This window comes from Clostridium sp., from assembly GCF_051656525.1.
Lineage (GTDB): Bacteria > Bacillota > Clostridia > Clostridiales > Clostridiaceae > Clostridium.
Genome location: NZ_JBOGCC010000038.1, coordinates 1 through 16,052 on the forward strand (window position 1 = coordinate 1; position 16,052 = coordinate 16,052).

A 16,052-nucleotide genomic window follows, 5' to 3' on the forward strand; every position below is an offset into this window, starting at 1 on the left:
CAAATATTCTTTTACTTTTAGTAAATTTTATTTGATCCTCATATGGCAGTCCCTTCTTTATGTTTTCTAAAACTTTCCTAGTTCTATCAACTAAACTTTCTTCAAGTGCAATACTTCCTGTTCTAGGATATGTTATAAACTTCTTCTCATAAAGACTCTGTGCAACCTTTAAAACCTTATCCGAAGTCCATCCCTTATATTTACTTGTTACATGCCCTTGTAAGTTTGATAGATTGAATAAAAATGGTGGATAATCTTTTTTCTTTTCTGTTTCTTTTAAGACTATCTTTCCTTTTTTATTCTCTATAGCCTTTCCTATTACTGCTAGATCATTTCTATTTTCAAACTTCTCTGAGTTTTCTAAATAATAAAGCCCTTCATATTCTTTATTTTCTTCAGTTTTGAATGTAGCTACAAGTTTATAGTAGGTACTTGCTTTAAAGTTTTCTATTTCTAAATCTCTATCATAAATAATTTTAAGAGTTGGAAGCAATACTCTACCTATATTTAAAATTTTCCCATCTTTATTCAAGTTATACCTTATAGTTGCAACAGATGTAAGATTTATTCCTATAATCCAATCTGCCCATTGTCTTCCAATTCCTGCATCTTGAAGTGGCTGCATTTCAGAATTCAATTTTAAATTGTTCATTCCTTTTTTAACCTCAGCTTCTGTCCACTCATTTAATAAAATTCTATATATAGGCTTTTTTATCTCATAATGCATGAACAGCTCATCAGATATTACTTGCCCTTCTCTATCGAAATCTGTTGCTGATACGATGCTATTCACATCTTCTCTATCCATTAATGATTTTATTATCTTTAATTGCTTTGCTGCACCCTTATCTTCTATATTTTTATTAATTCCATCATTTTTTACTTTATATTTAAATTTTTCAGGAATAAACGGAAATTTTTCCATTCTCCATCCCTTCATATTTTCATCATAGTCTTTGGCATCATATAATTGTAGAAGATGTCCAAATGCCCACGTTATTATGTAATCTTCACCTTCAAAGTAACCATCTTTTCTTCCTTTTATTTTATATGCATCCGCAATATTTTTAGCTACTGATGGTTTTTCTGCTATTATAACTTTTTTCAAATTATCAGCTCCTAAACATTTTTAAATAAACATAAACCTTCTATGCAAATTAAGAAAACCTTCTAAAAAGAAGGTCATCTTAAAATTATACTATTAATCTTTTAAAATTCCAAATTAAATTACATTTCATTTAAATACCAAACTCCAAAGTTTAAGTATCCTGCAAATATAGTCCATAAAAGATATGGTAATATCATAAATCCAGCAACTTTATCAGTTTTATAAAACTTTATAAATGTTATTATAATGAATATTAATAATACTATTAACTCTAGGAATGCTACTCCATATAATTTAAGTCCAAAAAATATTATAGACCAAAGAAAATTTAAGATTAGTTGTATCCCATAAATAAAAATACTATTTCTCCCTGTTTTTTTTCTTTCTTTCATATAAACTCTATAAGATGCGATTCCCATTAATAAGTATAAAATAGGCCATACTACTCCAAATACCCAACCTGGAGGAGATAATGGTGGTTTTACTAAATCTAAATAAACTGCCCTACTACTTCCTCCACTTATAAGTGAAGATAAAAATCCTCCTATAATTGGTATTAGTACTGCTACTATAAATGGTTTAAATTCAAATTTTCCATCAACTTTAAAGATATTCATTTGACCTCTCCTAAAATATTATTCTTATAATATTTTATACGTTAACTAATCACATTATTCTTTAATTTATATCTGAAAACTCTATTTCTACCTTTTCCTCTAAACTATTTATGTTTCTATTTATATCTATTGGTCCATCACTTCCATCTAAACCTAGTTTTATTATAAATTCATTTCTAATATAATTATCTGAATGTAATTTTATTTCCCCTTTATGAGCTTCTATTATTTCTCTGCATAAATATAATCCTAGTCCACTACCTTCATTCTCCCTATTTAATCCATTATCCAATTTTTTGAATTTTTCAAATATATTTTTCTCTTCTAACTTATCTATCCTAATTCCATTATTAGATACTAGTATATATACACTATCTGTATATTTTACAACCTCAACATCAATTCTTTCTCCCTTTTTCTCTCTATACTTAACACTATTTGATAAAAGATTTAATATTGCTCTTTCTATAAGTTCTCTGTCTACTCTAGCTATTATTTCTTCATCACTTACATCAAATACTATCTCCATATCCCTTTCTTTAATATATCTTGCACTCGCTTGTACTACTTCCTCAACAACTTCTACAATATTATATCTCTTTTTATTTAAAGTTAAATATCCTTCTGATATCTTATTTGCATCTATAAAATTATTAATAGTTCTAATAAGCCTCAGACAATTTTTCTTTATTAAAGTATTATTTGAACTTATTCCTTCTAAATTTCTTTTTTCTAATTTTATTTCATTTACTTCTAATGCCGAACTAACTATATTAATTGGTGTTCTAAGTTCATGACTTATATTAGTATAAAATTCATTTTTAACATTCTCTTTTCTTATATAGCTTTCATATTCTCTAATTACTTTTTCATATTTTAAAATATCATTTATTTTCTTTATATAAAAAATTTTTATATCATCTTCTATTTTAGATTTATGAATCTCAACATTTATTTCTTCACCATTCACATTTAACTTAGCTCTTTCTCCATTCTTAGTTTTCACTAAAATTTTATTACATAGTTCGTTAGTATCAAAGATATTAGAACTCTTTAATTTTAAAAGCTCCATTGCTTTTTTATTTGCATATTTAATTGCATCACCATCTATTATAATTCCCTCACTAAATCCATCTATTATATTATAATGGTAAGTTTCTTCTCTTTTTTTCATTTTACTCAATTCTTCAAGTATTGTTTTTCTTGTTTTTATTCTATTACTTATTACTTTAGTTTCTTTTTTATTCTTTTTTACCTTCTCCTCAAGTTCAACGAACTCAAGACTATACACTTTCTCTGAAATTCCCTCATATATTAAAAAATATGCAAGCATTCTAAGAGTATTAACTAAAAATATATATTGATACCTACTTCCTAAAAAGACTATTTTCAATATTGCTATCACAAATAAAATTATCATATAACTTATAATTTTAAAGTCTTTTATATTATTCTTTTTAAGTAATTTATAACATATGATTAAAAGGCTTCCCCCAACTACTAAATATATTTTTATTGGTACTTTTAAATACATCAATAAAAATATATAAATACTATTTATTATTAGTGCTATTATATTTATCATAGCTACTTGTATGTTAGTTACACCTTTTACCCACAATACTATTGCTAATAATACTACTATAACCTCAAAATTTCCTATACAAACAGATATAACCAAATTCACTGTATAATACACATGTTCACTTTCAATTAAAACTTTAGTTATTATTTTGAAATACTCTAATAACCCTATTCCCATAAAACTAATCCCTAAGTATTTATAAAAACTATCATTTTTTCTAAGCATTGATATTATAGATAATCCTATAGCAATAGTTCCACAGTATATATAGGTTAAATCTACGTATACACTATAATTTTTATTTAAATATCCTGTTAAATAAAATAAAGTTTGTATAGTTATTGCTACACAGCCTATATATAAATATCTTTTTACCTCTATCTTCCTTCTCATCTTTACCCTACCCTAGAAAATTTTAGAACTACCTCAGTTCCTACACCATATTTACTCTTTACCTCTATCTTTCCATTTTGTGCTTCAACTAATTTTTTAACTACATACATTCCAATACCACTACTTTTATCTAGTCCCCTTTTATCCTTAGCTCCCTTACTATATCTGTCAAAAATCCTTTCAGTAAGTTCGTTATTCATACCTATTCCTGTATCTTTAAGATAGATATACACACACTCTCTAGTAGCTTCTATATATAATTTTATTCCACCCTTTTTTCTATTATATTTTATTGCATTTGAAATAATATTAAGCATTATTCTTTCCATATAATCTCTATTAAATTCTACAAAAACCTCTTCTTCTTCTGTATCAAAGACCATTTCAATTTCTTCTTCTTTTGCATATTGAACTAATCCACCAAAAATATCTTCTATAAACTCAACTATATTTTCCCTCAACATTATTCCATTTCCTAAAAATCCAAGTTCAATTTTACCTATATCAATAATATTATTTGTTAATCTTCTAAGCCATAGTGCATTTTGCTTACATATTTTCTTATGACTCTCAAGTTCTTTTAAGTTTTCTTCTTTTAAATATATATCTTGCACTTGAACAGAAGAGTATATAACATTTATAGGTGTCTTTAGATCATGACTTATATTTGATAAGAATTTCTTTTTCATTTCTTCACTTAGCTTTTTCTCCTTAATAATATTTTCAATATTATTACCTTTAATCTGAAAAGTTAAATCCGTCAACAAAAGAATTTCTTCTCCCTTATCATTCTTTTCATCTTCATATTCAATTGCTATTTTCTTTTTTGTTTTCTTAATCTCCCCAAAATAGATTTTTGAGCTTATTTTTTTAATTTCTTTATCTTCTATTAATTCTATTAAATCCATTAAATTTTTTCCAAGTAGAACACTTATAAATTTCTCCCCTAAAAGTTCCATTCCAGGCTTATTTATATAAACTATATTTCCCCTAATAGAATTTATAATTATTGTAGGTACCGGAATACTTCTAAAAAACTTTTTAAATGTCTGCTCTATTTCTCTTATATTTGCTCTACTTATATCTATTTCATTATTTTTATGTTTTAAATTACTACTAAGTTCTAATACCCGCTTTTCTGATTTATTAATTTCACCATTAACCTTATTATATGGTGCATTTAAAATTTCTTTAACAACATATATAAACAACGTATTACACAATACAAATGTTATTCCACCAGATATAAGCTCTAATATTATTATTTTATTAAATACATATTTACTAATCAGTATAGTCATATTTTTTATAATACTTAATATTAAATAAAATCTAATATAATTTACTTTGTTAGTCTTTATACTATTCTCATTTTCTACTCTTTTAAGCTTCTTAATAAGAAAGATTGTCCAAATACTTGCTCCTATAAGGATTATAGCCTCTACTATATAGTTTGACTCACCTATTCCCATTATGAATCCAAGTATTGTGAATATTATTATATACATAATATTCTTTTCTATATTTCTTTTCCCATATAAGTTATCTATTATAAATTTTACACCTAAAAGTATCTGTAACATTTTTATAATACTAAAATACTCCATTTTTGCATTAAATAATTCACCTAAAACATTTTCTTGTTTTAGAACAACTGCATATAAATTAAATATACTTATAGAGAAAAATATCCATGCACTATCTAATGCAATTGTCCTGTTCTCTTCATTTTTATTTGAAAATATTAAAAGTAATGCTATTAAACTAATTATTAAATAATAAAATTCTATTATAATTTCTATATCAAGTCCTAGACTTTTAAAACTTATAATTACTAATAAAATTATAATTAATTTAAAACATAATTTCCCTAGATTCTTCTTATCTATGTACACTATATCTATCATCTCATCCCCCATATTTCTATACCCTTTATCTTATTCTACTTTATTTTACTTTATTTGTGAATATTTTTATAATTTTCCTTTAAAAATAGAATAGGATTAGCTTTTAGCTAATCCTATTTATTCCTAATGTTCTACTATATCACTTTCTTTTAATTTACTAATAAACTTCTCGCTACTTTTATTAAATACTTTTTTAAATAATAATCCAATAATTATAAATGGAATTATAGTTATCAATAATATAACAAAATCTTGTATAAATAACTCTTGCACTCCACCTGCAACTAAATATCTCATACCATTTATTGCATACTTAAATGGTAATATTGGATTTAATCCTTTAAAGAAATTAGACATAACTTCAACTGGAAAAGTCCCTCCTCCTGCTGCAACTTGAAGAACTAAAAATATTATACATATAGCTTTTCCTATATTTCCAAATACAGAAACTATACTATAAATTATAGTTATAAAAACAAAGCTTACAAACATACTAAATAGTACAAAGCCCACTTTATTTAATACATAAGTTTTTAGTATAAACATATCTCCCATTGCTACTACAAAACCTTGCAGCATTCCAATAGTTATAAATGTTAAATATTTTCCTAAAAATATTTGATATGTTTTTATATTTTCTTTTTCCTTATCTATTCCCTTTATAGATACAGTTAGAACAGATACTAATATAAGTCCTCCAACCCAAATAGCTAAAGTTGTATAAAAAGGTGACATTGCTGATCCGTAGTTTGGAACTGTAAATAATCTATTTTCTTGGATATTTACTGGATTTCCAAGAAAATCACTTTCTCCTTTCCAATCATTAGTTAATAAATCTAATACACTATCTACATTATCTCCATTGTCAATTTTCTTTATTTTAGAAACTATATCACTTAATGTTTTTTGAATTTGTGGATAGTCTTCTTTTAAAACTTTAAGCTTCTCATTTGATATAGTAGCTCCACTTTTAAATACGCTTAATCCCTCTTTAACTTTTGGAAGAGCTTCTTTTGTTTTTTGAATAGTCTCTTCTGCACTATTTGCACCATCTAAAACTTTATCTATGCTACTATTTATTGCTGGCATTATAGTTTGATCATAACTTCCTACTATATTTCCAAGTAAATTAGATATACTAGAAAGTTTTTCTTTTAAAGTAGCTATATCTTCTTTTGAAATAGCTCCGTTCCCTTGTGCTATATTATTTAAACCATCTATAAAGTTTATAGTATTATTTATTTTTTCATTTAATCCATTTAACTTTCCTATAGTATTATCAAGTACTCCATTTTTATTTAAAGTAGTACATATATTTTTTACTGAACTGACTATTCCATTTATAGTTTGAAGTCTGCCATTTATCGCTGTAAAATTTTGTATAATCGCTTCTTTATCTATATTTTCATTTAAAGAATTCCCCATTTCTAAGGCACCATCAATTAATTTCTTTCCAAGAACTAAATCATCTTTTATTACTGGCGATATATTTTTTATAGACTCCTTTGAATTTTGAAGAAATGTTTCACTTGAGTTTAATATATCTGACGCTTTATTTAAAGTTTCTTCAAAACTTGGAACTATGGCATTTATCTTTTCTACCATTTGATTTACTGTTATAGTTCCATCATAAGCCTTATTTATAAGTTCACCAATTTTATCAGAATTACTATTTAAATCATATAATGTTTTTACTCCATTTTGTATTTTAGGTCTTTCATTTACGTACTCAATTCCAATTTCATTAAAAGCTTTAAAAATAGCTCCATTAACTGCCTTAACTAGACTACTATCAACATTACCTTTTATAGTTTGAACGCCTTTATCTGTTATTTTTGGTGCTATTGCATTTGCTCCCTCATTTACAGTATAAATTAAATCTGGCTTTATTATTTTATCTGAAGTTAATGAAATTGCATCTTTCGAAAAATTTTCTGGTATTTCTATACTTGCAAAAACCTCTCCTCTTTCAACTGCAATTTTAGCTTTCTCTTTATCCTCAAAAACCCATCCTAATGAATTATTGTTCTTTAATTCATTAACTACCTCCTCACCTACATTTATCTTCTTTCCCTTAAACTCTGCTCCTTTATCTTCATTTACAACTGCAATTTTAATCCCTTTAGTATTTCCATATGGATCCCATGATGACTTTATATTAAACCATGCATATAGAGAAGGAAGTATAATAAGTCCTATTACTACAACTAAAGCTACCCAATTGGTAGCTATCTTAACTACATCTTTCTTAAATATCTTAAAAATATTCTTCATTAAAAATTCCCCTTCTTTTAATATTATATTTATATAATATCAGAAAAATGACCAAAAGTCATTTTTTATTTTTGTAAAAATAATATTTACTTCAAATAACTTTTCAATTTTCTCTAAACCTTTAATATAACTCATCTATTTTTAATTTCCTTTAACAAAAAGGAGTTGCCTTGCAACTCCCTCTAATTTCTTAATTTTAAATTTTCAACTCTAAATTACTCAACATCCCTATAAGCAAGAAGTGCATTTAAATTATCAAAAGAATATACTGTCATAGTTTTTTTATTACCATAACCTCCATAAAGCACACTTTTTTTATCAAGTATTTGATATGCATTTAGCTTTCTTAATGCTAATTCATATAACTCATTATTTTTCTCTATTTCCGCTATTTGAAGTAAATTTGCATAAATTGATGTTGATTGTACATCTGATTCTACTGCTCCTGTATTTGGATTATAGAAACTATATATAGCACCATCTTCTTTAAATTTTTCTACTATCCAATTTACACTTTTAGATATATTCACTCCTGCTTCTGCTTCATTTAAAAGAATTATTGTATTTAAAAGCATATCTACATTTTCATTATCATATTTTTTTGTTTTTATATTATAAACTTTTCTATAAAGGGGTACATTATCACTAATAAATCCACCTTGTAGAATTTTTTCTGACTCTGTATAAATACCTTTCCATTTAAAATCTATATTAGTTAAATATTTTAATGCTAATAAATCAATATAACATAATGTTACATTATCGCTATTTCCTGTTCCATCATTAAAATCAACTAATACATTTCCTTCTTTTAAATTTTTATATAATCCATTTGCAATTTCTATTGCATAATATCTATATCTAACACTATCCCATTTTTCTCCTGCTATTATTAAGGCTTTTATTATTCTAAGTTCATCTATTGTTGCTGACACAGATGATTTTACATCTCCATCTATCCTCCAACTTAAAAGTCCATTTTTTAGCATCATATTATTTTTTATATATTCAAATGTTTTATTAAAGCCTTCTTCATCATTTCTTTCTATATAATAAAGAAGCATTAATCCCTCTGATTCAGATAATACCGAGTCTCCCTTTGTAATATCTCCTTCATTTTTTTCATTTAAATAATTTGTTTTTATTCCACCATTTGCTGTAGTCATATGATTTTCTATAAAATTATATAGAAGCTCCTCTCTACTTGTTGGTTGACCACTTCCCCATGTCTCAACCACTTTAACTGGTACAAAATATGGCATTAATATTTTTGCTCCTATTAATGTTACTAATGCAACTATTAGAGCAACTGTTATTCCCACCCTTATACTTTTTTTATTTCCCATATTAAACTTTTTCTATATTTTATAGAAAACTCCCCTCTCTTTATAATTTTATTCTCTGTATAAAAGTTTATACACTTCATAGTTAAAGTCTATTCTATCCACATAATTTTTAGTTTCTTTAAAAGGTATTACTGTTAGTATTTTTCCATCTTTTGAATACTCAGGATTTTTAAGCCACTTATTTACATTTCCTCTTCCTGCATTGTATGCTGCTAAAATAAGTTCTCTATTTCCATTAAATTCTTTAGATAAGTTATTTAAATACCAACACCCCATTTTTATATTAGTATTTTCATTATATAAAACATCTGGATTAAAATTCGTTCCACCCATTTGCTCCCATATCCATGCCCCTGTACTTTTAGTTATTTGCATTAATCCTATTGCATCTTTATGAGAGTGAGCATTTTCATTAAATCCACTTTCAGCTTTCATAACTGAAAGAACTAATAATGGGTCTAAATTATATTCTTTACTATATTCATTTACTATATCCTTATGAGCATATGGAAAAACATAATTTTTCATAACAAATATTCCACTTACTATAAGGATTATTGCAATAAGTATTCCTATTATTAACCTTTTTAATTTCATTCTCGTCCCTCTACTTTTTAAAGTTTCTCTTTAAAGAATGTTATTATATCTAAAACTTGTTCTTTAGTTTTTTCAAGTTCTCTATCATTATCTACTATTATATCTGCAAACTCTCTCTTTTTATCTAAAGGCATTTGTGCATTTATTCTATTTACTACATCATGATTGTTAAGTCCATCACGCCTTTTAACTCTTCCTATTTGAGTTTGACTATCTGCTACAACTAGTATGACATAATCCATTTCTTCATGTAAACCTGTTTCTATTAATGTTGGTGCATCTATTATTATTATCTTCTTCTTTTTCTTCTTTAGCTTTTCTATTTCCTTAAGAATTTCTTCTTTTATATATGGTATTATTATATTTTCATATTTTACTCTTTGACTTGGAAATCTAAAAATATGATTTCCAAATTCCTTACGCCTAAAATCACCACGCCAATCAAAAAAACCTTCTCCAAAGTTTACTCTTACTTTCTCTAATATTTCTGGATAAGTTATAAGAACTTCACGACTTATAACATCAGCATCAATTATATCAATATTTTCTTCTTTAAATATTGATGATACTGTCGACTTTCCTGTTCCTATCCCACCTGTAAGACCTATCTTCAACAAATTTTTCACCCTTTCTACTTTATGTCATACCATGTTTTCCCTGTATTTGAATCCACCTCTAGAGGTACATCTAATTTTAAAACATTTTCCATTTCCTCTTTTACAAGTCCCTTAACTTTCTCTAACTCATCTTCTTTAACATTTAAAATAAGTTCATCGTGTACTTGTAATAAAAGTTCACTTTTTAAGTTTTCCTTTTGTATTCTATTATATACATTAATCATTGCTATTTTTATAATATCCGCTGCGCTACCTTGAATTGGTGCATTCATGGCAAGTCTTTCTCCAAGTGCTTTTACTATTCTATTTGAAGATTTAATTTCTGGTATAAATCTCTTTCTATTTAAAATAGTAGTACATATTCCTGTTTCTTTTGCATCTTCTACTACTTTTTCAAGATATTCTTTTATTTTAGGATATCTTGAGAAGTAAATCTCCATATATGAACTTGCTTCTTTTTTAGTTATTTTTAAATCTTGTGCAAGTGAGAAATCGCTCATTCCATATACTATACCAAAGTTAACTGCCTTTGCTCTAGACCTCATTAAGCTAGTTACTTCATCAACTGGTACATTAAATACCTCTGCTGCAGTTTTAGTATGAATATCACTATGCTCTTTAAATGCATTTATCATATTCTCATCTTCACTTATATGTGCAAGAACTCTTAATTCTATTTGAGAATAATCTAGTGATAAAAGTATATCCTCACTATTATCTGGAATAAAGAACTTTCTTATTTCTCTTCCCATTTCATATCTTATAGGAATATTTTGAAGATTTGGCTCAGTACTTGAAAGTCTTCCTGTTGTAGTTACTGTTTGATTAAAGTTTGTATGAATCTTTCCATCAGTATCTATTAATGCCTTTATTCCTTCTACATAAGTTGAATATATTTTGCTTATTTGTCTATAATACACTATCTTTTCAATTATAGGATGATCATCCTTAAGCTTATTTAATACATCTACATTTGTTGAATATCCAGTCTTTGTTTTCTTAATAACTCTTAAGTCTAGTTTCTCAAAAAGAATAACTCCAAGTTGCTTTGGTGAGTTTATATTAAACTTCTCTTCTGCTAAAGCATATATTTCTTCTTCTGTTTTATCTAATTCTCCTTTGAATTTAACTTGAAGAGAATCTAATACTTCTCTATCTATCTTAAATCCTACGTTTTCCATATCAGCTAAAACAAACATTAATGGATGTTCTATATCATAATATAATCTATCCATATTTTCTTTTCTTATTTTATCTTTTAAATCTTTTTCTATAGCTTCTAAATAAGTTACTCCATTTAATATTATTTCTTCTTTGCTATCTCCCTTTACTTCTTCAAATATAGTAAATAAAGATACCTTATCAACTGAATAATCACCTTTTGATGAATCAATAATATATGCACCTATTGCTGTATCAAAATTAAAGCCTTTTATTTTAATATCATTATTAAGTAATATTTTTACTAAAGCTTTTCCATCATGTATAGTTTTTTCAATCTTTTCATTTTGGAAGAAATCTTTTAATAAGGATATATTAATATGCTCCATATCTAGTTTATATACTTTTTTCTTTTCTCCAAAATGAATAGCCTTAATTTTTCTTTCTGAATTTAATGGAGTATGTTCTTCTACATATGTTATATAATATTTATTATTTTTACTTAAGAATTCATTTAAATCTTTTTCTTCTAATTCTACAACTTGGATAGGTTCCTCTTCTTTTTCTTCTTCTACAACTAATTTACCTATTGTATTTCTATTCATTCCAAGCTTTAATAATAACTCTTTTGCCATAACTGGATTATCTTCTTTTTCACCTTCTATAGCTTCCATTATACCTGTAATTGGTGCATTAACTTCTATTGTTGCAAGTCTCTTACTAAAAATTGCTTGCTCTCTATTTTCTTCAAGATTCTCTTTTAATTTCTTCCCTGATAATTCATCGATATGTTCTAAAACATTTTCAACAGAACCATAATCTTTTATTAATTTAAATGCAGTTTTTTCTCCTACACCTGGAACTCCTGGAATATTATCACTCTTATCTCCCATAAGCCCTTTTACATCTATAAACTGAGTTGGAGTTACGCCAAATTCCTCTATAAATGTTTCTTCATTATATATAGCTACTTCTGAAACACCTTTTTTAGTTATTACTACATTTATATTAGTATCTGCTAATTGTAGAGCATCTTTATCTCCTGTAACAATAAATACTTCAATTCCATGTCTACTAGCTTCTTTTGCAATAGTTCCAATTAAGTCATCTGCTTCATATCCTTCAAGTTCATATGAATCAATACCTAAGTACCCTAAAAGCTCTTTCATAATTGGAAATTGTTCATATAATTCTGGAGCCATCTTTTTTCTTCCAGCTTTATAATCTTTGTATTCTTTATGTCTAAATGTTGGTGCTTTCTTATCAAATGTTGCTATTATATATTTTGGGTTTATATCTTCCTTCATCTTTATAAGCATATTTACAAAACCATAAATAGCATTTGTATGTATTCCTTCACTATTGGTTAAGGTCTGTGGAATTGCAAAAAACGCTCTATTCATAAGTGAATTTGAATCTAATATTAATAATCTTTCCATCTCTTCCTCCAGTTATCTTTTTTCTTTTAATAATTATATCATTTTATAGTTAATTTTAGTAATTAAGTTCTTGTAATTTTTTCTAACATTAAAAAATGCTTAAATCTAATTCCTTAGATAAATCACTTAATAATTCAATTCCTGCAATACTATTTCCTTTTTCATCTAATGCAGGTCCATATACTCCTATGCCCATTCTCTTTGGGACAGCACCTAAAATACCTCCTCCAACTCCACTTTTAGCTGGAATTCCTATCTTAACTGCAAATTCTCCTGAAGCATCGTACATGCCACAAGTAACCATTATAGTTTTTACTACTCTACAAATATCCTTTTCTATAAGTCTTTCATTATTCCAAGGAATTATTCCATCATTAGCAAGAACTGCTCCAAATCTTGCTAAGTCCATAGCTGTTCCTTCAATGGCACATTGTTTGAAATAAAGTGATAATATTTCTTCTACATTCCCATCTAAAATTTTGTTTCCCTTCATATAATATGCAAGAGCTCTATTTCTATCCCCAGTTTCTTTTTCCGATATGTATACTTCCTCATTTATGCTTATGTTTTCATTATTTGTTGCCTTCTTTAAAAAGTCTAATAACCTATTTAATTTTTCTTCTTCATTATTTCCTTTTATTAAAGAAGTAGTCATTATAGCCCCTGCATTTATCATAGGATTATATGGTCTTTTAGTATCCTTTGTTTCTAAATTTACTATTGAATTAAATCCCTCTCCTGTTGGTTCTACGTTTACTTTCTCTAAAACCTTTTGATATCCATTATCTTTAATTGCTAGCATAAGACTTACAACTTTTGATATACTTTGAATTGTAAACTTCTTATTGCATTCACCTGCACTAAATTCTCTTCCATCTAATTTAACTATAGCCACTCCTAAATCATCTCTATTACCCTCAAGTAATGCTGGAATATATGACGCCACATTTCCAAGCTTTCCATACTTTCTATTTTTTTCAACTAACTCTTCTAATAGTTTATTCAAAACTTACACCTCGTCCCCTAATCTTTAGTACTTCTATTATATTACTTATTAAGTTTCCATACAATAAAATGAGAATTTCTAAAACTTCTATCAATATGTTTTCAATAAATTCAAATTTTCTTTTATAAGAATAACCTTTCATATGATAAAATGATACTAATAAATATATTTGGAGGTAAAATTATGATTAAAAATTTAAATACAATGCTTGAAAAATATGCAGATTTAATAGTGAAAAAAGGACTTAATATTCAAAAGGATGGACTTTTATTTATAAACTCTCCAATTGAATGTGCAGAGTTTTCTAGAATAATTTCAGAAAAAGCTTACAAAGTTGGAGCAAAAAATGTTTATATTAACTATGGAGATGAAAACTTCTCAAAAATAAAACTTGAAAATGAATCTATAGAAACTTTAAAAGAAGTTCCTGATTTTGAAATTGAAAAATACATGTACTATCAAAGAAATGGTGCTTCATTCCTTTCAATTTCAGCTAGTAACCCAGAACTTTTAAAAGATATAGATGGAAATAAAATAGCTACTTCATCACAAGCAAGAAGCATAGCTTTAAAAGATTACTATGAAAAAGTAATGAATAATGAAAATGCTTGGTGTGTAGTTTCTGTTCCATCAAAAGCTTGGGCTAAAAAAGTATTCCCAGAACTTAATGAAGAAGATGCTGTAGATGCATTATGGGATGCTATATTTAAAATAGTAAGAGTTGATTTAGAAAATCCTGTAGATGCTTGGGATAAACACTCAAAAAGCTTAAAAGAAAATATTAAATTCTTTGAAAAATATAATTTCAAAAAATTAAAATATACAAATTCAGTAGGAACAGATTTAGAAATAGAGCTTCCTAAAAACCATATTTGGTGTGGTGGTTCTGATGTAACTACAAGTGGTGTTGAATTTATTGCAAATATGCCAACTGAAGAAATATTTACTCTTCCTAAAAGAGATGGTGTAAATGGAATAGTTTACTCAACTAAACCATTAAACTACAATGGAACTTTAGTAGATAACTTCAGCTTAACTTTTAAAGATGGTAGAATTGTAGACTTTACTGCAAAAGAAGGCTATGATGCTTTAAAAAGCTTAATAGAAACAGATGAAGGTTCTCACTACTTAGGAGAAGTTGCACTTGTTCCTTATGATTCACCAATTTCAAATTCAAATATTCTTTTCTATAATACATTATTTGATGAAAATGCTTCATGTCACCTTGCAATAGGTCGTGCATATGGTAGCTGTATTAAAGATGGTGAAAAAATGACTGAAGATGAATTATTAAAAGCTGGTGCAAATAACTCATTAAAACATGTTGACTTCATGGTTGGATCTAAAGATTTAAATATTATTGGATATACTCATGATGGAACTGAAGTTAAAATATTTGAAAATGGTAACTTTGCTTTTTAAATAATCTAAAAAAGGACTGCTAAAATTTTAGCAGTCCTCTTCTTTACTCTTCATCTTTTTGATTTGAATCTTCTTTATTCAAGTCAACTGATACTTCTAATTCATTTTTAGGCATTGCTTTAGCAACCTTTTCTCTATAGTCTTCTATAGCTTTCTCAAGTGCATTTGCAAACACTCCAAACCTTCTTTTTACCGTTCCCTTAAAACAAACCTTTTGTATTATTATATTTGCCCATTGGAATGCACCTGGCGTATCTTCAGTTTCTTCTAATGTTATTTTAGTACTTTCATCAGTTTCTTTTTCAAAAGTATATGTTGAAACATATACCATTTTATCTTTAACACTAGTTATCTGATAAAGTTCATTTAATTTATAATCAGTTATCTCTACTCTACAAGTTCCTGTTTTAGCTGAATAAGTTCCTACAGTTTTTGTTACATAACACCCTATAGGTTCCTTCTCATTAAATTTTGGAAAGTCTCTTTTTGCAGTTCTTATAAAAACTTTAAAAACCTCTTCCACTGGATAATCAATTATTGTTGAATTTACAAATCCCAAACCATTGCCCTCCTAAATTCA

At 26.7% G+C, this 16,052-nt stretch carries 12 protein-coding genes; 1 reads left to right on the top strand and 11 read right to left on the bottom strand.

The genetic code is table 11. From position 1 onward, the window contains the following. The 10 genes from ACRDDY_RS01120 to glsA all read right to left on the bottom strand — a co-directional run. On the bottom strand, positions 1-1,108 hold a 1,108-nt coding region (locus ACRDDY_RS01120; protein WP_438563127.1), incomplete at its 3' end, for a DNA topoisomerase. Positions 1,109-1,227: 119 nt separating this feature from the next. After that, on the bottom strand, positions 1,228-1,725 hold the full coding sequence (locus ACRDDY_RS01125) for a TspO/MBR family protein (protein ID WP_438563128.1): 498 nt from the start codon (positions 1,723-1,725) through the stop codon (positions 1,228-1,230). A 61-nt stretch (positions 1,726-1,786) separates the two neighbouring features. Next, positions 1,787-3,703, bottom strand: coding sequence for a sensor histidine kinase (locus tag ACRDDY_RS01130; RefSeq protein WP_438563129.1), 1,917 nt, complete (start codon positions 3,701-3,703; stop codon positions 1,787-1,789). 2 nt (positions 3,704-3,705) lie between these two features. Further along, positions 3,706-5,610: a sensor histidine kinase gene (locus ACRDDY_RS01135; protein WP_438563130.1), complete on the bottom strand. Its 1,905-nt coding sequence runs from the start codon at positions 5,608-5,610 to the stop codon at positions 3,706-3,708. Positions 5,611-5,733: 123 nt separating this feature from the next. Further along, on the bottom strand, positions 5,734-7,884 hold the full coding sequence (locus ACRDDY_RS01140; RefSeq protein ID WP_438563131.1) for a YhgE/Pip family protein: 2,151 nt from the start codon (positions 7,882-7,884) through the stop codon (positions 5,734-5,736). Positions 7,885-8,099: 215 nt separating this feature from the next. Further along, positions 8,100-9,230, bottom strand: coding sequence for a glycosyl hydrolase family 8 (locus tag ACRDDY_RS01145; protein WP_438563132.1), 1,131 nt, complete (start codon positions 9,228-9,230; stop codon positions 8,100-8,102). Between the two features lie 48 nt (positions 9,231-9,278). Continuing rightward, complete coding sequence (locus tag ACRDDY_RS01150) at positions 9,279-9,827, bottom strand: lytic transglycosylase domain-containing protein (RefSeq protein WP_438563133.1); 549 nt, start codon at positions 9,825-9,827, stop codon at positions 9,279-9,281. A gap of 17 nt (positions 9,828-9,844) precedes the next feature. After that, entirely contained in the window at positions 9,845-10,444 is a 600-nt protein-coding gene (gene coaE / locus ACRDDY_RS01155) for a dephospho-CoA kinase (protein WP_438563134.1), read from the bottom strand. Positions 10,445-10,458: 14 nt separating this feature from the next. Next, positions 10,459-13,044, bottom strand: a complete 2,586-nt coding sequence (polA, locus tag ACRDDY_RS01160; protein WP_438563135.1) for a DNA polymerase I — start codon at positions 13,042-13,044, stop codon at positions 10,459-10,461. A gap of 88 nt (positions 13,045-13,132) precedes the next feature. Continuing rightward, entirely contained in the window at positions 13,133-14,050 is a 918-nt protein-coding gene (glsA, locus tag ACRDDY_RS01165) for a glutaminase A (protein WP_438563136.1), read from the bottom strand. Between the two features lie 183 nt (positions 14,051-14,233). Here glsA and ACRDDY_RS01170 point away from each other — a divergent pair, with 183 nt between their 5' ends. Beyond that, a complete protein-coding gene (locus tag ACRDDY_RS01170; RefSeq protein WP_438563137.1) occupies positions 14,234-15,472 on the top strand; it encodes an aminopeptidase in 1,239 nt (412 codons plus the stop codon). 43 nt (positions 15,473-15,515) lie between these two features. Here ACRDDY_RS01170 and ACRDDY_RS01175 read toward each other — a convergent pair whose 3' ends face one another. Then, a complete protein-coding gene (locus ACRDDY_RS01175; RefSeq protein WP_438563138.1) occupies positions 15,516-16,031 on the bottom strand; it encodes a DUF3284 domain-containing protein in 516 nt (171 codons plus the stop codon). Positions 16,032-16,052 lie beyond the last annotated feature (21 nt).